Origin of the sequence: Pseudomonas sp. MPFS, from assembly GCF_022537035.1 — a bacterium.
In the GTDB taxonomy this organism is placed as follows: domain Bacteria; phylum Pseudomonadota; class Gammaproteobacteria; order Pseudomonadales; family Pseudomonadaceae; genus Aquipseudomonas; species Aquipseudomonas sessilinigenes.
Window position 1 is genome coordinate 1,348,902 of sequence record NZ_CP066123.1, and the last position, 19,831, is coordinate 1,368,732.

General features: G+C 60.7%; 22 protein-coding genes. 19 read left to right on the top strand and 3 right to left on the bottom strand.

The window, feature by feature from the left end; translation table 11 throughout:
- Positions 1 to 5 precede the first annotated feature (5 nt).
- The 4 genes from kdsA (at position 6) to ispD (ending at position 3,451) form a co-directional block, all read left to right on the top strand.
- On the top strand, positions 6 to 851 hold the full coding sequence (kdsA, locus tag I9018_RS06020; RefSeq protein ID WP_124345857.1) for a 3-deoxy-8-phosphooctulonate synthase: 846 nt from the start codon (positions 6 to 8) through the stop codon (positions 849 to 851).
- Positions 852 to 1,006: 155 nt separating this feature from the next.
- Positions 1,007 to 2,296, top strand: a complete 1,290-nt coding sequence (eno, locus tag I9018_RS06025; protein ID WP_068580395.1) for a phosphopyruvate hydratase — start codon at positions 1,007 to 1,009, stop codon at positions 2,294 to 2,296.
- 172 nt (positions 2,297 to 2,468) lie between these two features.
- On the top strand, positions 2,469 to 2,747 hold the full coding sequence (gene ftsB, locus I9018_RS06030; RefSeq protein WP_068580393.1) for a cell division protein FtsB: 279 nt from the start codon (positions 2,469 to 2,471) through the stop codon (positions 2,745 to 2,747).
- A complete protein-coding gene (ispD, locus tag I9018_RS06035; RefSeq protein ID WP_068580390.1) occupies positions 2,744 to 3,451 on the top strand; it encodes a 2-C-methyl-D-erythritol 4-phosphate cytidylyltransferase in 708 nt (235 codons plus the stop codon). The genes ftsB and ispD overlap by 4 nt, the downstream gene beginning before the upstream one ends.
- Before the next feature lie 26 nt (positions 3,452 to 3,477).
- On the opposite strand, the gene I9018_RS06040 is transcribed toward ispD, so the two are convergent.
- A complete protein-coding gene (locus I9018_RS06040) occupies positions 3,478 to 4,377 on the bottom strand; it encodes a LysR family transcriptional regulator (RefSeq protein WP_241108967.1) in 900 nt (299 codons plus the stop codon).
- A gap of 108 nt (positions 4,378 to 4,485) precedes the next feature.
- Here I9018_RS06040 and I9018_RS06045 point away from each other — a divergent pair, with 108 nt between their 5' ends.
- From I9018_RS06045 to rpoS, 8 genes are all read left to right on the top strand, one after another.
- The gene (locus tag I9018_RS06045) at positions 4,486 to 5,598 is read left to right on the top strand and encodes an S-(hydroxymethyl)glutathione dehydrogenase/class III alcohol dehydrogenase (protein WP_068580384.1); all 1,113 of its coding nucleotides are present in this window, start codon (positions 4,486 to 4,488) and stop codon (positions 5,596 to 5,598) included.
- Positions 5,599 to 5,688: 90 nt separating this feature from the next.
- Positions 5,689 to 6,534, top strand: coding sequence for an S-formylglutathione hydrolase (gene fghA / locus I9018_RS06050; RefSeq protein WP_241108968.1), 846 nt, complete (start codon positions 5,689 to 5,691; stop codon positions 6,532 to 6,534).
- A 52-nt stretch (positions 6,535 to 6,586) separates the two neighbouring features.
- Complete coding sequence (ispF, locus tag I9018_RS06055) at positions 6,587 to 7,060, top strand: 2-C-methyl-D-erythritol 2,4-cyclodiphosphate synthase (RefSeq protein WP_241108969.1); 474 nt, start codon at positions 6,587 to 6,589, stop codon at positions 7,058 to 7,060.
- The gene (gene truD / locus I9018_RS06060) at positions 7,057 to 8,115 is read left to right on the top strand and encodes a tRNA pseudouridine(13) synthase TruD (protein WP_241108970.1); all 1,059 of its coding nucleotides are present in this window, start codon (positions 7,057 to 7,059) and stop codon (positions 8,113 to 8,115) included. The genes ispF and truD overlap by 4 nt, the downstream gene beginning before the upstream one ends.
- Positions 8,103 to 8,852 (top strand): 5'/3'-nucleotidase SurE, encoded by a 750-nt coding sequence (surE, locus tag I9018_RS06065; RefSeq protein ID WP_124345859.1) that lies wholly within the window; start codon positions 8,103 to 8,105, stop codon positions 8,850 to 8,852. The genes truD and surE overlap by 13 nt, the downstream gene beginning before the upstream one ends.
- 41 nt (positions 8,853 to 8,893) lie before the next feature.
- Positions 8,894 to 9,529, top strand: coding sequence for a protein-L-isoaspartate(D-aspartate) O-methyltransferase (locus I9018_RS06070; protein ID WP_176719770.1), 636 nt, complete (start codon positions 8,894 to 8,896; stop codon positions 9,527 to 9,529).
- A 208-nt stretch (positions 9,530 to 9,737) separates the two neighbouring features.
- A complete protein-coding gene (locus I9018_RS06075) occupies positions 9,738 to 10,610 on the top strand; it encodes a peptidoglycan DD-metalloendopeptidase family protein (RefSeq protein ID WP_241108971.1) in 873 nt (290 codons plus the stop codon).
- Positions 10,611 to 10,715: 105 nt separating this feature from the next.
- The gene (rpoS, locus tag I9018_RS06080; RefSeq protein WP_241108972.1) at positions 10,716 to 11,723 is read left to right on the top strand and encodes an RNA polymerase sigma factor RpoS; all 1,008 of its coding nucleotides are present in this window, start codon (positions 10,716 to 10,718) and stop codon (positions 11,721 to 11,723) included.
- 526 nt (positions 11,724 to 12,249) lie between these two features.
- On the opposite strand, the gene fdxA is transcribed toward rpoS, so the two are convergent.
- Positions 12,250 to 12,573: a ferredoxin FdxA gene (fdxA, locus tag I9018_RS06085; protein ID WP_007924025.1), complete on the bottom strand. Its 324-nt coding sequence runs from the start codon at positions 12,571 to 12,573 to the stop codon at positions 12,250 to 12,252.
- A gap of 143 nt (positions 12,574 to 12,716) precedes the next feature.
- Complete coding sequence (gene mutS / locus I9018_RS06090) at positions 12,717 to 15,296, bottom strand: DNA mismatch repair protein MutS (RefSeq protein WP_241108973.1); 2,580 nt, start codon at positions 15,294 to 15,296, stop codon at positions 12,717 to 12,719.
- Positions 15,297 to 15,482: 186 nt separating this feature from the next.
- On the opposite strand from mutS, the gene I9018_RS06095 reads away from it, so the two are divergent.
- The 7 genes from I9018_RS06095 to I9018_RS06125 all read left to right on the top strand — a co-directional run bounded on the left by I9018_RS06095 (position 15,483) and on the right by I9018_RS06125 (position 19,831).
- Complete coding sequence (locus I9018_RS06095) at positions 15,483 to 16,226, top strand: XRE family transcriptional regulator (RefSeq protein ID WP_241108974.1); 744 nt, start codon at positions 15,483 to 15,485, stop codon at positions 16,224 to 16,226.
- 522 nt (positions 16,227 to 16,748) lie between these two features.
- Entirely contained in the window at positions 16,749 to 17,099 is a 351-nt protein-coding gene (locus I9018_RS06100) for a phage holin family protein (protein ID WP_022642604.1), read from the top strand.
- 95 nt (positions 17,100 to 17,194) lie between these two features.
- Complete coding sequence (locus I9018_RS06105; RefSeq protein WP_241108975.1) at positions 17,195 to 17,806, top strand: hypothetical protein; 612 nt, start codon at positions 17,195 to 17,197, stop codon at positions 17,804 to 17,806.
- On the top strand, positions 17,803 to 18,393 hold the full coding sequence (locus tag I9018_RS06110) for a phage baseplate assembly protein V (protein ID WP_241108976.1): 591 nt from the start codon (positions 17,803 to 17,805) through the stop codon (positions 18,391 to 18,393). Before I9018_RS06105 ends, I9018_RS06110 begins: the two co-directional genes overlap by 4 nt.
- Before the next feature lie 43 nt (positions 18,394 to 18,436).
- Entirely contained in the window at positions 18,437 to 18,622 is a 186-nt protein-coding gene (locus I9018_RS06115; protein WP_185700096.1) for a hypothetical protein, read from the top strand.
- A gap of 4 nt (positions 18,623 to 18,626) precedes the next feature.
- Positions 18,627 to 18,953 carry a GPW/gp25 family protein gene (locus tag I9018_RS06120; RefSeq protein WP_022643382.1) on the top strand — a complete coding sequence of 109 codons (327 nt, stop codon included), beginning with the start codon at positions 18,627 to 18,629 and terminating at the stop codon, positions 18,951 to 18,953.
- Entirely contained in the window at positions 18,950 to 19,831 is an 882-nt protein-coding gene (locus I9018_RS06125) for a baseplate J/gp47 family protein (RefSeq protein WP_124345864.1), read from the top strand. Before I9018_RS06120 ends, I9018_RS06125 begins: the two co-directional genes overlap by 4 nt.

The following is a 19,831-nucleotide window of genomic DNA, read 5'->3' on the forward strand; positions in this document are numbered from 1 at the left end:
ACCTGATGGCGCAGAAGATCATCCGCGTAGGCAACATCGAGATCGCCAACGACAAGCCCATGGTGCTGTTCGGCGGCATGAACGTGCTGGAAAGCCGCGACATGGCCATGCAGGTTTGCGAGGAATATGTACGGGTGACCGAGAAGCTCGGTATCCCCTACGTGTTCAAGGCCAGCTTCGACAAGGCCAACCGTTCGTCGGTGACCTCGTACCGTGGTCCGGGCATGGAAGAAGGGCTGAAGATCTTCGAGGAGATCAAGAAGACCTTCAACGTGCCAGTGATCACCGATGTGCATGAGCCTTACCAGTGCGAGCCGGTAGCCAAGGTATGCGACATCATCCAGTTGCCGGCCTTCCTGTCGCGTCAGACCGACCTGGTCGTGGCGATGGCCAAGACCGGCGCAGTGATCAACATCAAGAAGGCCCAGTTCCTTGCACCCCAGGAAATGAAACACATCCTGGCCAAGTGCGAGGAAGCGGGTAACGACCAGTTGATCCTCTGCGAGCGCGGTTCCAGCTTCGGCTACAACAACCTTGTGGTGGACATGCTCGGCTTCGGCATCATGAAGCAGTTCGAGTACCCGGTGTTCTTCGATGTGACCCACGCCCTGCAGATGCCGGGTGGTCGTGCCGATTCGGCCGGCGGTCGCCGGGCCCAGGTCACCGACCTGGCCAAGGCCGGCATGAGCCAGTCCCTGGCCGGCCTGTTCCTCGAGGCCCATCCGGATCCGGACAACGCCAAGTGCGATGGCCCTTGCGCCCTGCGGTTGGACAAGCTCGAGCCGTTCCTGGCCCAGCTCAAGGCCCTGGACGAGCTGGTCAAGAGTTTTCCGACGGTAGAAACCGCGTAAGACCGGTTTCTCCGGTAAAGTACCGCACGATTATTGCTCAGGCCCCCGGGCCTGAGCCTTATCGTCTGCAAGACTGCCTGCTTTCCCTACCTTGCCGACGGTAGAAGATTTCCTACAGCTGCGTCGTTTTCGTCAACTTTGGAGTGTTTACAACAATGGCAAAAATCGTCGACATCAAAGGTCGTGAAGTTCTCGACTCCCGTGGCAACCCCACTGTCGAAGCGGACGTGCTTCTCGACAACGGCATCATCGGCAGCGCTTGCGCTCCGTCCGGTGCTTCCACCGGTTCCCGTGAAGCACTGGAACTGCGTGATGGCGACAAGAGCCGCTACCTGGGCAAGGGTGTGCTCAAGGCGGTAGCCAACATCAACGGTCCGATCCGCGACCTGTTGCTGGGTAAAGACCCGATCGACCAGAAGGCGCTGGACCAGGCGATGATCCAGCTGGACGGTACCGAGAACAAGGCCAACCTGGGCGCCAACGCGATCCTCGCCGTATCCCTGGCTGCCGCCAAGGCCGCCGCCCAGGACCAGGACCTGCCGCTGTACGCCCACATCGCTAACCTCAACGGTACCCCTGGTGTCTACTCGATGCCGGTACCGATGATGAACATCATCAACGGTGGCGAGCACGCCGATAACAACGTCGACATCCAGGAGTTCATGGTACAGCCGGTTGGCGCCAAGTCCTTCTCGGAAGGTCTGCGCATGGGTACCGAGATTTTCCACCACCTCAAGGCAGTGCTGAAGGCTCGTGGCCTGAACACCGCTGTAGGTGACGAGGGCGGTTTCGCTCCGAACCTGGCTTCCAACGAAGACGCCCTGAAGGTGATCTCCGAAGCCGTGGCCAACGCCGGCTACACCCTGGGCACCGACGTGACCCTGGCCCTGGACTGCGCTGCCAGCGAGTTCTATGAAGACGGCAAGTACAACCTGGCTGGCGAAGGCCAAGTGTTCACCAACGAAGGTTTCGCCGAATACCTCAAGGGTCTGACCCAGCGCTATCCGATCATCTCCATCGAAGATGGCCTGGACGAGTCCGACTGGGCTGGCTGGAAGATCCTGACCGACAAGATCGGCGACAAGGTGCAACTGGTGGGCGACGACCTGTTCGTGACCAACACCAAGATCCTGAAGGAAGGCATCGACAAGAAGATCGCCAACTCCATCCTGATCAAGTTCAACCAGATCGGCAGTCTGACCGAAACCCTGGAAGCCATCCAGATGGCCAAGGCCGCTGGTTACACTGCCGTGATCTCCCACCGTTCCGGCGAAACCGAAGACTCCACCATCGCCGACCTGGCCGTGGGTACTGCAGCTGGCCAGATCAAGACCGGTTCGCTGTGCCGCTCCGATCGCGTATCCAAGTACAACCAACTGCTGCGTATCGAAGAGCAGTTGAACGGCAAGGCCAAGTACAACGGTCGTAGCGAGTTTCGCGGCTAAGCAGTAGATGGTAAAAAGACACCGGATTGTGTCGAGAAAATCGCTACAGCGAGTTTTTTGCCACTAATCTGATGCCTTAAGAGCACAAGCCTGGTTCTTCCAGGCTTCGTGCTATCAGTAGGATCGAAGTTGTAGGCATGGCTGTCTTTTTTCACTGGATACCCGATATTCGATGCGCAGTCCCAATTGGTTGTTCCTGGTCTTGCTCTTGCTGCTGGCTGGCTTGCAGTACCGCCTGTGGGTGGGGAATGGCAGCTTGGCCCAGGTAGCAGAACTGACCCAGCAGATTGCCGACCAGCACGCTGAAAACGAGCGCCTGCTGGAGCGTAATCGCGTACTCGATGCGGAAGTCATGGAATTGAAGAAGGGCATGGAGACCGTCGAAGAGCGGGCTCGTCATGAACTGGGCATGGTCAAGGAGGGCGAGACCCTCTACCAGTTGGCCCAATGAGCGAGTTGTCGCCGGCCTTCTGGGCCGTGATTCCTGCCGCGGGCGTGGGTGCCCGTATGGCCGCGGACCGCCCCAAGCAGTATCTGCAATTGGGCGGGCGCACTATTCTCGAACACAGCCTCGGCTGCTTTCTCGACCACCCCGGTCTCAAGGGGCTGGTCGTCAGTGTGGCACCGGACGATCCCTACTGGCCGACCCTGGCTTGTGCCCAGGACGCGCGGATCCAGCGGGTCGATGGTGGCGCGGAGCGATCTGGCTCAGTGCTCAATGCTCTGCTTCACCTGCATGCCCAGGGGGCAGCCGATGATGACTGGGTGCTGGTGCATGATGCGGCACGACCGAACCTAGCCCGCTCAGACCTGGACAAGCTACTGCTTGAGCTGGCTGACGATCTTGTGGGCGGCCTGCTCGCAGTGCCGGCCCGGGACACTCTCAAGCGCATCGACAAGCATGGCCGGGTCCTGGAAACCGTGGATCGCAGCTTGATCTGGCAAGCCTATACCCCGCAGATGTTCCGTCTCGGCGCCTTGCATCGAGCCCTGGCCGATAGCCTGGTGGCCGACGTCGCGATCACTGACGAAGCGTCGGCGATGGAGTGGGCCGGGCAGGCACCGCGCCTGATCGAAGGACGCTCCGACAACCTCAAGGTCACACGTCCGGAAGACCTGGAGTGGTTGCGCCAGCGTTGGGCCAACCGCCGCTGATCCCCCCTGTAGCCAGCCTGTTGCGTCTACCGCTTCTGGTATTCCGGACGCCGGGCCAGGCCCTCCTTGAGATAGTCCACCAGCTTGCGCACCTTGGGCGACAGGTGCCGTTGTTGCGGGTAGAGCGCCCACACTGCGGTATTGGGCGGCTGATGGGCTTCGAGCAGGGAAATCAACGCGCCACTGTGCAGATGTTCCAGCACGTAGTAATCCGGCAACTGGCATAGTCCGACCCCCTGCAGAGCAGCATCCAGCACCGCTTGCCCACTGTTGCAGCGCCAGTTGCCTTGCACCCGCTGCGCGAACTCCCGACCCTCCAGTTCCAGTTGCCAGATATCCGAGCTACCGATCAGGCAATTGTGGCGGCTCAACTCTGAAAGGCTATGGGGGCGTCCGTAACGCTCCAGGTAGGACGGCGAAGCACACAAGTACATGCGCCGTGGCGCCAGCCTTGCGGCCACCAGTCGCGAGTCCTGCAGCCGCCCGAGGCGAATCGCCAGGTCCAGCCCTTCATGCACCAGGTCCAGGGTGCGGTTACTCAGCTCGATGTCTACCCGCAATTGTGGGTAGAGGCCCATGAAGCTGGTCACCAGCGGCACGATGAAGCGCTCGCCGTAGGCTACCGCACAAGTCATGCGCAACATGCCCTTGGGTTCGCTGCCCAGGTCACCTACCGCACGTAGCGCTTCTTCGCGTCCATCCTGCAGGCGCTGGCAATGCTGCAAGAACGTCTGACCGGCCTCGGTCAGCGTCACCCGCCGGGTGCTGCGGTACAAGAGACGCGTCTGCAGGCGCTCTTCCAGGCGAACGATCTGTCGGCTGATATGGGAGGGGGAGACTCCAAGGCGCTCCGCTGCTGCGGTGAACTGACAGCACTCGGCAACGGCGACGAACTCATCGATGCCTTCCCAGCGGCTTTCGCTCATGTCGATTATCCCTGTATGGCAATAATGTTTTGCTTTTGTCCGGATTATTCCCTCACAGGGCGCTGTTTTACACTCCCTGTCTCGTTTTTATTCACTGGAGGACCCAGGATGATCAAGTCGCGCGCTGCCGTTGCCTTCGAGGCCAAGAAACCCCTTGAGATCGTTGAAGTCGATGTCGCCATGCCCAAGGCCGGTGAGGTGCTGTTGCGGGTCGTGGCTTCCGGGGTCTGCCATACCGACGCCTACACCTTGTCGGGTGCCGACCCGGAAGGGATCTTCCCGTCGATTCTCGGCCATGAAGGTGGCGCAGTAGTGGAAGCGGTGGGCGAGGGCGTGACCTCGGTGGCCGTGGGGGACCACGTTATTCCGCTGTACACCCCGGAATGCGGCAAGTGCAAATTCTGCCTCTCGGGCAAGACCAACCTCTGCCAGGCGATCCGCGCGACCCAGGGCAAGGGGCTGATGCCGGACGGCACTACCCGGTTCTCCTACAAAGGCCAGCCGATCTTCCACTACATGGGCACCTCGACCTTCTCCGAGTACACCGTGCTGCCGGAAATCTCCGTGGCCAAGATCCAGAAAGAAGCGCCTCTGGAGAAGGTCTGCCTGCTGGGCTGCGGCGTGACCACGGGTATTGGCGCGGTGCTCAATACCGCCAAGGTCAAGCCGGGTGACACCGTGGCGATCTTCGGCCTGGGTGGCATCGGCCTGTCGGCGGTGATTGGCGCCGTGAAGGCCAAGGCATCGCGCATCATCGCCATCGATATCAACCCGGCCAAGTTCGAGATCGCCCGCCAGCTGGGCGCTACCGACTGCATCAACCCCAAAGACTACGATCGCCCGATCCAGGAAGTGATCGTCGATCTCACCGATGGCGGCGTGGACTTTTCCTTCGAGTGCATCGGCAACGTGCAACTGATGCGTGCAGCGCTGGAGTGTTGCCACAAGGGCTGGGGCGAGTCGGTGATCATCGGCGTGGCCGGTGCCGGCCAGGAAATCGCCACCCGTCCCTTCCAACTGGTGACCGGTCGCGTCTGGCGCGGCTCGGCATTCGGTGGCGTACGTGGCCGCTCCGAGCTGCCCAGCTATGTGGAAATGTCCGAGAAGGGCGAGATCCCGCTGGATACCTTCATCACCCATACCATGGGCCTGGAGGACATCAACAAGGCTTTCGACCTGATGCACGAAGGCAAGAGCATCCGTACGGTCATCCACTTCTAAGAGCGGCGTCAAGCTGCAAGCCATGGGCTGCAAGAGGGGTCGCTACCTGCTTGCAGCTTGACGCTTGCGGCTTGTGGCTGGAGGTCTGCCATGAGTCTGGAAAATCTTTCGTGCCAGAAAAGCTTCGGCGGCTGGCATAAACGCTACAAGCATCATTCCCAGGTGCTGGGCTGTGACATGGTGTTCGCTGTCTACCTGCCTCCACAGGCCGAGCAAGGTGGCAAGCTACCGGTGCTGTATTGGTTGTCCGGGTTGACCTGCACCGACGAGAACTTCATGCAAAAGGCCGGAGCCCAGCGCATGGCGGCAGAGTTGGGGCTGATCATTATCGTTCCGGATACCAGCCCTCGCGGTGCCGGGGTGCCTGGCGATCCGGACGGAGCCTGGGACTTTGGCCTTGGCGCCGGGTTCTATCTCAACGCGACCCAGGCGCCATGGGCCCAGCACTATCGGATGCACGACTACGTGGTCAATGAGCTGCCGGAGCTGGTGGAAGCTCATTTTCCCGCCTCGAACAAGCGAGGTATCAGCGGACACTCCATGGGCGGGCACGGAGCCTTGGTGTGTGCGTTGCGTAATCCAGGTCGTTACCAATCGGTGTCGGCGTTTGCTCCCATCAGCAATCCTATGGATTGCCCCTGGGGACAGAAGGCATTTTCCCGTTACCTGGGCGAGGAGCGCTCGCGCTGGCGCGAGTGGGATGCCAGTGTCTTGATCTCTGAGGCCAGCGAAAAACTGCCACTGTTGGTCGATCAGGGCGATCGGGATGATTTCTTGACGAGCCAGCTCAAGCCCGAGGCCCTGCAACAGGCGGCGAAGAATGCGGGGCATGCGCTGACACTGCGATTGCAGCCGGGCTACGACCACAGTTACTTCTTCATCGCCAGTTTCATCGACGACCACCTACGGCACCATGCACGCGCTCTTAACGCCTAATGCTCGCCAAAGCAGGTAGAATCACGCCCTGACTTTTTCGGGGCGTTTTTTTATGCGTATTGGCCACGGCTACGATGTGCACCGTTTCGCTGAGGGCGAGTTCATCACCTTGGGTGGTGTGCGTATCGCCCATCATTCCGGGCTATTGGCCCATTCTGATGGCGATGTGTTGCTGCACGCACTCAGCGACGCCTTGTTGGGCGCCGCCGCGCTGGGCGATATCGGCAAGCACTTTCCTGACACCGACCCTCAGTTCAAGGGGGCCGACAGCCGTGTCTTGCTGCGGCATGTTGTCGCCCTGATCCATGCCAAGGGCTGGAAGGTCGGCAATGTCGACAACACTATCGTTGCCCAGGCTCCGAAGATGGCGCCCCATATAGAAAGCATGCGGGCCTTGATTGCCGCCGACCTGCAGGTCGAGCTCGATCAAGTGAACGTCAAGGCGACGACCACCGAGAAGCTTGGCTTCACCGGTCGAGAGGAAGGGATCGCGGTACATTCCGTGGCCTTGTTGCAACGCGCATGAACGAACTGCAACTGTTGGGCCCACTGGCCTATGGCGAGGCCCTGGGAAGCGCTGTACTGAAGGCTACGGCCGAGGATTTCCAGGTTGATGAAGTCCTCGATATCCCACTTAGCGGCGATGGCGAGCACCTGTGGTTGTGGGTGGAAAAGCGCGGCTTGAACACCGAGGAAGCGGCACGCCGGATCGCCAAGGCGGCCGGGGTGCCATTGCGCACGGTCAGCTATGCCGGGCTCAAGGATCGACAGGCTTTGACCCGTCAGTGGTTCAGTGTGCAATTGCCTGGCAAGGCCGATCCGGATCTTGCCGCCGCTGAAAACCACACCCTGAAGATTCTCAAGGCCATGCGCCATAGGCGCAAGCTGCAGCGCGGAGCCCATGCGGCTAACGGCTTTACCTTGCGTCTGACGGAGCTCAAGGCCGATCACGCGGCCATCGATGAGCGCCTGAAACTGATCGCCGAGCAGGGGATTCCCAACTACTTCGGTGCCCAGCGTTTCGGTCATGAAGGCGGTAACCTGGTCGATGCTCGTGATTGGGCGGTACGCGAAGCCTTGCCAGAGCAGCGCAACGTTCGTTCGCGATTGCTTTCGACGGCTCGCAGCTACGTATTCAATCAGGTATTGGCAACGCGAGTGGCCGACGGCAGTTGGCGGCGAGCGCAAGTGGGTGACTTGTTGGCATTCACCGACAGCCGCAGCTTTTTCATGGCCGGACAACCCGAGTGTTCGGACCCGCGGCTGGATATCCTCGACCTGCATCCCACCGGGCCGTTGTGGGGCGAGGGCGACTCCCCTGCCGGGGGCGCAATCCAGGCAGTGGAGCAAGGCGTTGCCGATCGCGAGCAAGCGTTGTGCAAATGGTTGATAAAAGCTGGTATGGCGCACGAACGACGCATCCTGCGGCTGCCCATTGGCGGTTTGACGTGGCATTATCCCGTGCCTGATATTCTGCAACTGGAATTCGTCCTTCCGGCCGGATGTTTCGCCACCGCCTTGGTGCGCGAGCTCGTCGATCTGGTGCCGGCAGGGCAGACGGACAGCCCATGCGTATTCTGATTTCTAACGATGATGGGGTAACTGCACCCGGTATCGCCGCGCTGCATGCTGCGCTGGCTGATCACGCCGAATGTGTGGTTATCGCACCGGACCAAGACAAAAGCGGCGCCAGCAGCTCGCTCACGCTCGACCGCCCGTTGCACCCGCATACTCTTGGCAATGGCTATATCAGCATCAACGGCACGCCCACCGATTGCGTTCACCTGGGGCTTAATGGCCTGTTGGAGCATGAGCCGGACATGGTGGTATCGGGTATCAACCTGGGGGCCAACCTCGGGGACGATGTGCTGTACTCGGGAACCGTTGCTGCGGCCTTGGAAGGGCGCTTCCTGCAACGCCCGGCCATTGCCTTTTCGCTGGTATCGCGGCAGGTGGAAAATCTTGCCACCGCCGCTCATTTCGCGCGCAAGCTGGTTCAAGCACAAGGTTTGCTGGACTTGCCACCACGGACGGTGTTGAACGTGAACATTCCCAACCTGCCTCTCGATCATATTCGTGGCATCCAACTGACTCGCCTGGGGCATCGAGCCCGTGCCGCCGCCCCCCTGAAGGTGGTGGACCCCCGCGGCAAGGCCGGCTATTGGATCGCCGCTGCTGGCGACGCCGAGGATGGCGGTCCTGGTACCGACTTTCATGCCGTGATGCAGGGGTACGTTTCCGTCACGCCATTGCAGCTGGATCGCACCTTCAATGATGCATTCAGGAGCCTGGATGGCTGGTTGGAGGGGCTGCGCTGATGGCCCGCGAGCAAGACGATCTGTTACGGCGGGGGATCGGCATGACCTCCCAGCGCACCCGTGAGCGCTTGATCCAGCGGCTTTATGATGAAGGGCTGTCCAATCCCCAGGTGCTGGAGGTCATACGGCGTACACCGCGACATCTGTTCGTCGATGAGGCCCTGGCCCATCGTGCCTATGAAGACACGGCGCTACCTATTGGCCATAACCAGACCATCTCCCAGCCCTATATGGTGGCACGCATGAGCGAGCTGCTGTTGGAGGCCGGCCCGTTGGACAAGGTGATGGAGATCGGTACCGGATCGGGCTACCAGACGGCAGTACTGTCGCAGTTGGTGGAACGGGTATTTTCGGTTGAACGGATCAAGGTTCTGCAGGATCGGGCCAAGGAGCGCCTGCAGGAGCTTAACCTGCGCAATGTGGTGTTTCGCTGGGGTGATGGTTGGGAGGGATGGCCGGCACTGGCGCCCTATAACGGTATCATCGTGACTGCCGTGGCTACCGATATTCCCCAGGCTCTGCTCGATCAGCTCGCTCCCGGCGGGCGGATGGTGATTCCGGTCGGCGCTGGCGAGGTACAGCAGTTGATGCTGATCATTCGTGAAGAACACGGTTTTGCCCGGCATGTCCTGGGAGCAGTGCGTTTTGTGCCCCTGCTCAATGGCCCTCTGGCCTGAGCATTTCTCGGGGCGGGGTGAATTCTCTCCGATTGGCTGTGTCTTACTGGCGTATTGATCGTCAATGAGTGGGGCTACGACCCGTAACAAACACTGGTTGTCTCGTACGCTGTGCCGGCGGTAAAGCGCTGGCACCCGGTTATACTTGCGTCATTTCGTGCCTGAGCCAGGCAATCTATATCGTCAAACACCAGAAAGGGAGCGGCGGGTGAGTCTCACAGTCATTGCGCAGCGTATGGGTACAACAAGCTTTCAGCGACTGATGATTGGCCTTGTCTTGAGTTCCTTGTTGGTCGGTTGCTCCAGCACCAAGTCCAGCAGCGTGGGTGTGGTTGATCGCAACAGTAATGCGGCGCCGCAGCGTCCGACTGTAACGACTGGCCAGTATGTGGTGCGTCGCGGCGATACGCTGTTTTCCATCGCCTTTCGCTATGGTTGGGACTACAAGGCGTTGGCGGCCCGTAACAATATTGCCGAGCCCTATACCATTCATCCGGGGCAAACCATTCGCTTTGATGGGCGTACTGGTACAGCACCGGCGACCGTGGTGACCAGCACCCAAACCAGTGCTTCCTCTTCCAGCAAGACGACGGTCATTCGTCGTCCGGCGACAACGACTACACCTCCTGCAACAGGTGCCAATTCCAGCCCCGCTGGCAAGCCCACACCAGCTCCGGCGCCCGTTCCAGCGGTGCCCGCAGGCCCTGCGCCGACAGGTTGGGGCTGGCCTTCGAGTGGCGTTCTCATTGGAAAATTTTCTTCAAACGGTAGTTTGAATAAAGGCATTGATATCGCCGGGGATTTGGGACAGCCTGTTTTAGCTGCGTCTGATGGGACGGTGGTTTACGCCGGGAGTGGCTTAAGGGGCTACGGCGAATTAGTCATCATCAAACACAACGAAACCTACGTCAGCGCTTATGGTCACAATCGTAAGCTACTGGTTCGGGAGGGGCAGCAGGTCAAAGTCGGACAGACAATTGCCGAGATGGGATCAACTGGTACAGACCGGGTGAAACTGCACTTTGAGATTCGCCGACAAGGTAAACCTGTAGATCCGCTGCAATTCCTGCCACGTCGTTGATCCGTTACCAGCCTGTTCCGTCACGTAGAGGGAACAGGTTCCAGCGATGCCAAGGATAAAGGCGCCGCTTGAGCCTGAGGTCGAACTCACCAAAGGACTATAACAATGGCTCTCAGTAAAGAAGTGCCGGAGTTTGACATCGACGATGAAGTTCTCCTGATGGAGAGCGGAATCGATATGGATTCGATGTCGAATAATGAGGGGGCAACTCCACCTTCCGTTCGCACCAAATCCAAAAGCTCCGCTGCAGTAAAGCAACACAAATATATTGACTACACTCGTGCGCTCGATGCGACACAGTTGTATCTCAATGAAATCGGCTTTTCTCCATTGCTCTCTCCCGAAGAGGAAGTGTACTTTGCGCGTCTGTCGCAGAGTGGCGATCCTGCCGGGCGAAAACGCATGATTGAAAGTAATTTGCGACTGGTGGTTAAAATCGCCAGGCGCTATGTCAATCGCGGGTTGTCGCTGCTGGACCTGATCGAAGAGGGCAACCTGGGCCTGATACGGGCGGTGGAGAAGTTTGACCCGGAACGCGGCTTTCGCTTCTCGACCTATGCCACCTGGTGGATTCGTCAGACTATCGAACGGGCGATCATGAATCAGACCCGGACCATCCGGTTGCCGATTCATGTGGTCAAAGAACTCAACGTCTACTTGCGCGCCGCTCGTGAGCTGACGCAAAAACTCGATCACGAACCCTCTCCTGAAGAAATTGCCAACCTGCTCGAGAAGCCGGTGGCAGAAGTCAAACGTATGCTTGGCTTGAATGAGCGAGTGTCTTCGGTGGATGTCTCGCTGGGGCCGGATTCGGACAAGACCTTGCTGGATACGTTGACCGACGAGCGCCCGACGGATCCTTGTGAACTGTTGCAGGACGACGACCTTTCGCAAAGTATCGATCAATGGCTCTCCGAGCTGACCGAGAAGCAACGCGAGGTCGTGGTGCGCCGTTTTGGCTTACGCGGCCATGAGAGCAGCACTCTTGAAGATGTTGGCCTGGAGATTGGCCTGACCCGTGAGCGGGTGCGGCAGATCCAGGTGGAAGGCCTCAAGCGCTTGCGTGAAATTCTCGAGAAGAACGGTTTGTCCAGTGAGTCGCTGTTTCAGTAGCCTCTGAACCGGCCGACAAGAAGCCCCGACTGGCATTACGACTGGTTCGGGGCTTTTTCATGGGCGGTATGAAAGCGCGTTGTCAGATGCTAGGGGTGAGAAACGGAAGTGTTCTTAATCGCTATGTAAGCCAAAGATTACTTTTTCGTAATCTATTGGTTTTTTGCGACTTCTGAGTTGTCTAGATAAGCTTGAGATGTTTTTTATCTTATTGATTTAAAAGGATTTTTTGTTTTGTATTGAACTGGTTGGACAAAATTTCCCGCTGATAGTGCGATTGCCGTTATCTGGGAAATCTCTAATATCAGCCCTGTGTCGACGGATAGACACAGCCATCAAGGACGATGGTCAGGACATCGCAAGAAGCGATTCATCAGGACGATGACAAGGAACACAGGGACTAGGGAAAAAATGTGGGCGGGTCATACCGCCCCTTTTTTCGCCTGTAGAAAAGTGGCTCGCAGAATTCCAGGTCCCAGAAATGCAAAAAGGCCCGCAAGGGGCCTTTTCAGGAACGCGGCAGCAATTAGCGTTCGAGATCCTTGATCTTGCCTTTGACGCCATCCCACTCTTCGGCATCGGGCAACGAATCTTTCTTTTCAGTGATGTTCGGCCAGATCTCTGCCAGCTCGACGTTCAACTGAATGAATTCTTGCATCTCTTCCGGGACTTCATCCTCGGAGAAGATGGCTACAGCAGGGCATTCAGGCTCGCACAGCGCGCAGTCAATGCACTCATCCGGGTGAATTACCAGGAAGTTCGGGCCTTCGTAAAAGCAGTCCACCGGACAGACTTCTACGCAGTCGGTGTACTTGCACTTGATGCAGTTGTCGGTGACGACGAAGGTCATTTCTAATTTTCTCCTCAGGCGGCGGCAGCGGAGCCCCTACAGGATTGGGGTCGCCAGGTTTGGGAGCGATAGTCTGTGGACCAGGCTAATAGTCCACAGCATCCCAAACCGCGCGAGATTCTAACAGCTTGAAGGCGTTCGCGTTAGATGCGTGTCTTCAATGTATAGAGCATTTCCAGTGCCTGGCGGGGTGTCATGCCATCCAGATCCAGTTTGGTCAGGTCTTCCAATACCGGGTGCGGCAGGCTAGCGAATAGATCGCTTTGCTGCGGAACCGAGGCTTTTCCAGGGGCCTGCTTGGGGGCCTCATGGGGCAGGCTCGTAGTTTCCAGGCGGCTCAAATGCTCTCGTGCGCGCGTGATCACAGCGCTCGGAACCCCAGCCAGCTGGGCTACGGCCAGGCCATAGCTCTGGCTGGCAGGTCCGGGTAGCACATGGTGCAGGAAGACGATTCGTTCGTTGTGCTCGGTGGCATTGAGGTGCACGTTGGCCACCAACGGTTCGTTTTCCGGCAGTACCGTCAGCTCGAAATAATGGGTGGCGAACAGCGTATAGGCCCGCAGATGGGCGAGACGTTCTGCCGCAGCCCAGGCCAGGGAAAGACCGTCGAAAGTACTGGTACCACGACCGACTTCGTCCATCAGCACCAGGCTGCGTTCGGTGGCGTTATGCAGGATGTTCGCGGTTTCGCTCATTTCCACCATGAAGGTCGAGCGCCCGCCGGCCAGGTCGTCGCTGGAACCGATCCGGGTGAAGATCCGGTCCACCAGGGACAACTCGCAACTTGCCGCCGGCACGAAACTGCCGATATGGGCCAGCAGCACGATCAGCGCGGTTTGTCGCATGTAGGTGGATTTACCGCCCATGTTCGGCCCCGTGATCACCAGCATCCGGGTGCTGTCGTCCAGGCTCAGGTCGTTGGCCACGAACGGCGTGGTCAGCACCTGTTCCACCACCGGATGACGGCCCTGGCTGATGCGCATGCAAGGCTCGCTGACGAAGCGCGGGCAGTTGAGATCCAGGTTCAGCGCCCGTTCGGCCAGGTTGCTCAGCACATCCAGCTCGGCCAGGGCCCCCGCGGTGTCCTGCAAGGGAGGCAAGTGGCTGATCAGGGTTTCCAGCAGCGCGTCGTAGAGCATCTTCTCGCGCGCCAGGGCACGGCTCTTGGCCGACAGTGCCTTGTCTTCGAAAGCCTTGAGCTCCGGCGTGATGAAGCGCTCGGCACCCTTGAGGGTCTGGCGCCGGATGTAGTCCGCAGGGGCCTGTTCGGCCTGCTTGCTCGGCAATTCGATGAAGTAACCGTGGATGCGGTTGTAGCCGACCTTGAGGTTGGACAGTCCGGTCCGGGCTTTTTCCCGAGCTTCCAGGTCGATCAGGAACTGGCCAGCGTTCTCGCTCAGCGATTGCAGCTCGTCGAGTTCGCTGTCGTAGCCGGTCTTGAGCACGCCGCCGTCGCGGATCACCGCTGGCGGGTTGTCGATGATGGCTTTCTCCAGCAGAGCCGCCAGTTCCGGATAGGTAGCGGTGGTGATGGCCAGCTGCTTGAGGTGGGGCGCTTCCAGCTCGGCCATGGCCACTTGCAGTTCCGGTAGCGCGGCGAGAGCATCCCGAAGGCGGGCCAGGTCCCGTGGACGAGCGTTGCGCAGGCCGATCCGCGCGAGGATCCGCTCGATATCACCGATTTCCTTCAACTGCGGCTGCAGGCGTTCGAAGCGATAGCCATCGAGCAGGCAGGTGATAGAGGACTGGCGCGCCTCCAGGACCTTCAGGTCACGCAGCGGCCGGTTCAGCCAGCGAGTCAGCAAACGGCTGCCCATGGCGGTCTGGCAGCGATCGACCACCGATTGCAGGGTATTGTCGCGCCCGCCCGCCAGGTTGGTATCCAGTTCCAGATTGCGTCGGCTGGCGCCGTCCAGCACCACCGTATCGTCCAGGCGTTCATGGCGCAGGCTGCGCAAGTGGGGCAGGGCGGTACGCTGGGTTTCCTTGGCATAGCTGAGCAGGCAACCGGCGGCGCCGATGGCCAGGGTCAGGGTTTCGCAGCCGAAGCCCTTGAGGTCCTGGGTGGAGAACTGCTGGCAAAGGCTCTTGTGCGCCGAGTCGCGCTCGAAGTCCCAGGGGGCACGCCGCCTTGTGCCACGGCGCTTTTCCGCTGGCAGGCCCTGTGGCCAGTCGTCCGGGATCAGCAACTCCACCGGATTGATGCGCTCCAGCTCGGCCAGCAGGTTCTCCCAGCCCTTGATTTCCAGGACGCTGAAGTTGCCGCTGGTGATATCCAGCACGGCCAGGCCGAACAGGCGCTCGTCACCCAGTACCGCAGCGATCAGGTTGTCCCGGCGCTCGTCCAGCAACGCCTCGTCACTCACGGTCCCCGGCGTGATGATACGCACAACCTGGCGTTCCACCGGGCCCTTGCTGGTGGCCGGGTCGCCCACCTGTTCGCAGATCACCACCGACTCGCCGAGCTTGACCAGCTTGGCCAGGTAGCCCTCGGCGGCATGGTAGGGGATGCCGCACATGGGAATGGCCTGGCCTGCCGACTGTCCCCGTGCGGTCAGGGTGATGTCCAGCAGCTTGGCGGCCTTCTTCGCGTCTTCGTAGAAGATCTCGTAGAAGTCGCCCATGCGATAGAACATCAGCTGATCGGGGTGTTGATTCTTGAGACGCCAGTACTGTTGCATCATTGGCGTGTGGGAAGACAAGTCGGAGGTATTTTTACTCATTGGTATATAGGCGGATTCGTTGAATGGCTGACGCAAAGGGGCCCCAGGAGCCCGGCTTTTTGCTGATGGCGGCAAGGTTACCACGGGTTCCCGCGGCCTCGCAGGCGCCAGGGGACGCTACGCTTGTCGGGCAAATGCATTAAATATGCAAATCAGCATTTGTCTTCCCTTGAAAGTTCGCGCAATATGCGCTTTATGCAAATACGCAACGTTTCTACCGTCTTAAGAGAACTGCTGGATCGCGATGGGATCTCCCCCACGGAGCTTCACCGTCGCACCGGCGTTCCTCAATCCACCCTCTCGCGGATTCTCAGCGGGAAGATCGTCGATCCCTCGGATAAACACATCTCCCGGATCGCCGAGTACTTCCAGGTGAGCACCGATCAACTGCGTGGACGTGCGGCTATTGCGCCGCTCCGCAGTGCGGTGCGCGACGAGATTCATTCGGAACTCAAGGACATAAGCCTGTGGGACGATGACACCCCCGTCGATGACGACGAGGTGTCGGTTCCCTTTCTGCGCGAGGTTGAATTGGCTGCTGGATCAGGAAGATTCGTCATCGAGGAAAGCGAGCGCGCCAGCCTGCGCTTCGGCAAGCGCAGCCTGCGGCACAACGGCGTGCAGTTCGACCAGGCCAAGTGCGTGACGGTACGCGGCAACAGCATGTTGCCGGTACTGCGTGACGGCGCCACGGTCGGGGTCAATGCCGGCAAGTGCGCCATTGGCGATATCGTCGATGGCGACCTGTACGCCATCAATCACAATGGCCAGTTGCGGGTGAAGCAGTTGTACCGCCTGCCCACCGGTATCCGCCTGCGCAGCTTCAACCGCGATGAGCATCCTGACGAGGACTACAGCTTCCAGGATATCCAGGAAGAGCAGATCAGCATCCTCGGTCATGTCTTCTGGTGGGGCATGTACGCCCGCTAACCCGTCACCTGCAAGCCAAGCCCGCTCCTGAGCGGGCTTTTTTTTGTCCTGGAAAAACCCTTCACCCCCAGTGTCTATGCGGCCTCCATGCATGGGAGCAAAAAACGCGCATAAATAAATGCATTTACGCATTGACTGCATATGCATGAATGCATAATATTCGTCTCAAGCCGTTCGAAAACGGCTGCAACAACGCTCTTTAGTGGCACAAGCAAAAGGCAGCGATGAACCGGCCTCGACGGTTCAGAGGGTTGGCAACTGACCCGGGTGTGCAGCGTAAAGCACCAGAAGCAGTTATCCGGCGGACAGGGGTCGCGGTCGGAGGAACAATTTAAATGGGTCCGTACCGCGCCAGTAGCGCCGAAAGACCAAGGATTGCATTACTGAAAAGCCCGGGCGACCGGGCTTTTTGGAATGCCTGCCTAACGTGGGCCGCCAATAGACAGGGACCCCTTGAATCATCGTTTCGAGTTTTTCATCAACCGGCCGCTGCTTTGGCCCCAATCCACACGGGAGACCTGAATGACAAACGAGCAACAAGCGTTGCTGGATATGCCGATCTGGATGGTCATCGTCCTGGCGCTGCTGGGTGGCGTGTCCGGTGAAATGTGGCGTGCCGACAAGGAGGGCGCCCGTGGCTGGGCACTGCTGCGACGCCTGGTGCTGCGTTCTGGAGCCTGTGTGATCTGTGGTGTCTCGGCGATCATGCTGCTGTATGCCGCCGGCGTCTCGATCTGGACCGCCTGCGCCTTCGGTTGCCTGACCGCCATGGCCGGCGCCGACGTCGCCATCGGCCTCTACGAGCGCTGGGCGGCCAAGCGCATCGGTGTGTGCGAGGTGCCCGAGCGTGACTCGCACTCCGATCGATCCTGAACGGCCTTTCATCAACCCCGTTTGCACCGGCCGGCAAGCCCGGGCGGGTGCACCTTGCCTGTGCCTGGCCGGTCGAGCGCCGGCCGGCGCTTTTCATGCATCTTGATCGACAGTGGTACCAGCGCGCCGGCCTGCGGGCCAGGGCCTCGCTGGTATCGCCGTCGGCCCGATGCCAGGACTGGACAATGAGCGAACTGACGATATTGCACGACGCTATCGCCGCCACGATCAAGGCGGCGATGCCCGCTGTCCGAGCGGTGGAGGCGTTCCCCGAGACACCCGATGGCCTGGCCAGGCCGGCAATCGTCTTTGCCATCACCGCCATGGACCCGGGGGCTGATCCGGGCGATGGCCGTAGCTGCGTGAAGACCACGTTCGAGGCCAGCATGCTGGTGGACGCCAACCTGCCAGGGGCCGCGTTGCAAGCTGTCGAACTGGCGGCGCAAATGGCCGACCTATTGCATTGCCAGCACTGGAACCTCGATTTCGTCGAGGGCACCACCAGCGTGCGGGCCAAGCCTGCCGACGCCACCAGCGAGTCGTGGCGCAAGAAGGCCTGGACCGTGCAATGGCAGCAGTTGGTGTACCTCGGCCAGGAACAGTGGCCCTGGGACAACCAGGGGCCGGGATCGCTACTGCTCGGTTTCAGCCCTGACACCGGACCCGGCAAGGAAGACGGCTACTTCTCTCCGGAGCAGCTGGCATGAGCTTTGTCGCCGCGACTCACGATCGCATGCTCGCCGGCCTGATCATTCCTTGCAGCGTGGTCGGGGTCGACCTGGCCGCCGCCATGGTGCGGGTCTCCGACGGCGCCGGCTGGACCAGCGCCTGGGTGCGCTGGCACAGCCAGGCCGCCGGAAAGGCCCGACACTGGCGGGCGCCGAGCCTGGGCGAGCAGGGGGCCTTGATCAGCCCCAGCGGCGAGCCGGCCCAGGGCACCTTCGTCCCGGGGCTGTATGGCAATGCCGGGACCCAGCCGGACAACCGCGACCACGTCGAGGTCTGGCGCTTCGACGATGGCGGCTCGCTGGTCTACGACTGGCAGGCCAAGAGCTACAGCATCAGCCTGCCCAGCGGCACCGTGACCATCCAGGTGGCCGGCAGCTCGGCGGTGATCAGCGATAGCGCGATCACGGCCAAGGCCGACACCATCAGTCTGACCGGGCAGATCACCTTGAACGGTGATGTGCAGATCAACGGCGCCAGCTTGCAGCACAACGGGGTGAACGTCGGTTCCACCCATACCCACCCGGGCGTGATGCCCGGCGGTGGCTCGACTGCCACGCCGCAATGACCACCCGCCCGCCACCGCGGGCTTTTTTATGCCTGGAGCAACCATGAGCAGCAAGAAAAAGAACACCGGCCCGGTCGTGTTCCGCGACACGGCCTACACCTCCCGCGTCCTGGTCCTGCCCGATGGGCGGATGCTGAACGTCGCCAATGGCCAGGTCGCGGTCGAGGCCAGTGACAACCTCGCCCGGGATTACCTGGGCCAGCACCCGGATCTGCAAGCGCAGGAGTGACGCGATGATCGGAATGGATCGCCGCACCGGCCAGTCGTTGTCGGGCATCGCCCATGTGCGCCAGTCCATCGAGGACATCCTGAGCACGCCCCTGGGCAGCCGGCGCATGCGCCCGGAATACGGCAGCAACCTGCGGCGCTTCGTCGACCTGCCAGTGACCGGTGGCTGGAAAAGCGCGGTACAGGCCGAAGTCGCCCGGGCGCTGTTGCGCTGGGAGCCGCGGCTGAAGCTGGAGCACGTGCAGGTGGTTTCGGTGGTGGCGGGCCAGATCACCTTTCAACTGACGGGCCAATACCTGGGTAATAGTGCGATTTTGGAGGTGACGGCATGAGCACCCTGGATTTATCGGCGCTACCGGCGCCACAGGTGCTGGAAGCCCTGGATTTCGAAGCGCTGTACCAAGACAAGCTGGCGACCTTCCGCCAGCACATGGGCGGCAACTGGAGCGCCGCCCTGGAGAGCGACCCGGTGGTCAAGCTGCTGGAGCTGGCGGCCTACCGCGACCTGCAATTGCGCGCCCGGGTCAACGATGCGGCCAAGGCCCTGCTGTTGGCCCACGCCCAGGGCAGCGACCTCGACCAGCTGGCGGCCAACGTCAAGCTCAAGCGCCTGGTCATCCGCCCGGCCGACCCGCAGGCGCTGCCGCCCACGCCGGAGGTCAAGGAGACCGACGACGCCCTGCGCGAACGCATCCAGCTGGCCTACGAAGGCCTGACCACCGCCGGCCCGCGCAACAGCTACATCCTGCATGCCCGCAACGCTTCGGCCCTGGTGGCCGATGCCGCGGCCCAGAGCCCGTCGCCGGCCTGCGTCACCGTCACCGTGCTGGGGCTGGAGGGCGATGGCAGTGTCGCCCCCGAACTACTGGCGACGGTGGCCACCGCCCTCAACGACGAGGACGTGCGGCCCCTGGGCGATCGGGTCACGGTACAGAGCGCCCAGGTGCTGCCCTACCGCATCGATGCGGTGCTGCACATGAAAGGCCCCGGGCCGGAAAGCGATGCCGCGTTGGCCGAGGCCCGGCGCAAGCTGGCGGCCTGGATCAATCCGCGCCGGCGCCTCGGGCTGGAAGTGCCGCGCTCGGCCATCGATGCCCAGTTGCACGTCGCCGGGGTCTCCCGGGTCGACCTGGCCAACTGGCAGGACATCGCCCCGACCCCGGCCCAGGCAGCCTACTGCACCGGCTACAGCATCACGCTGGGAGGCTGA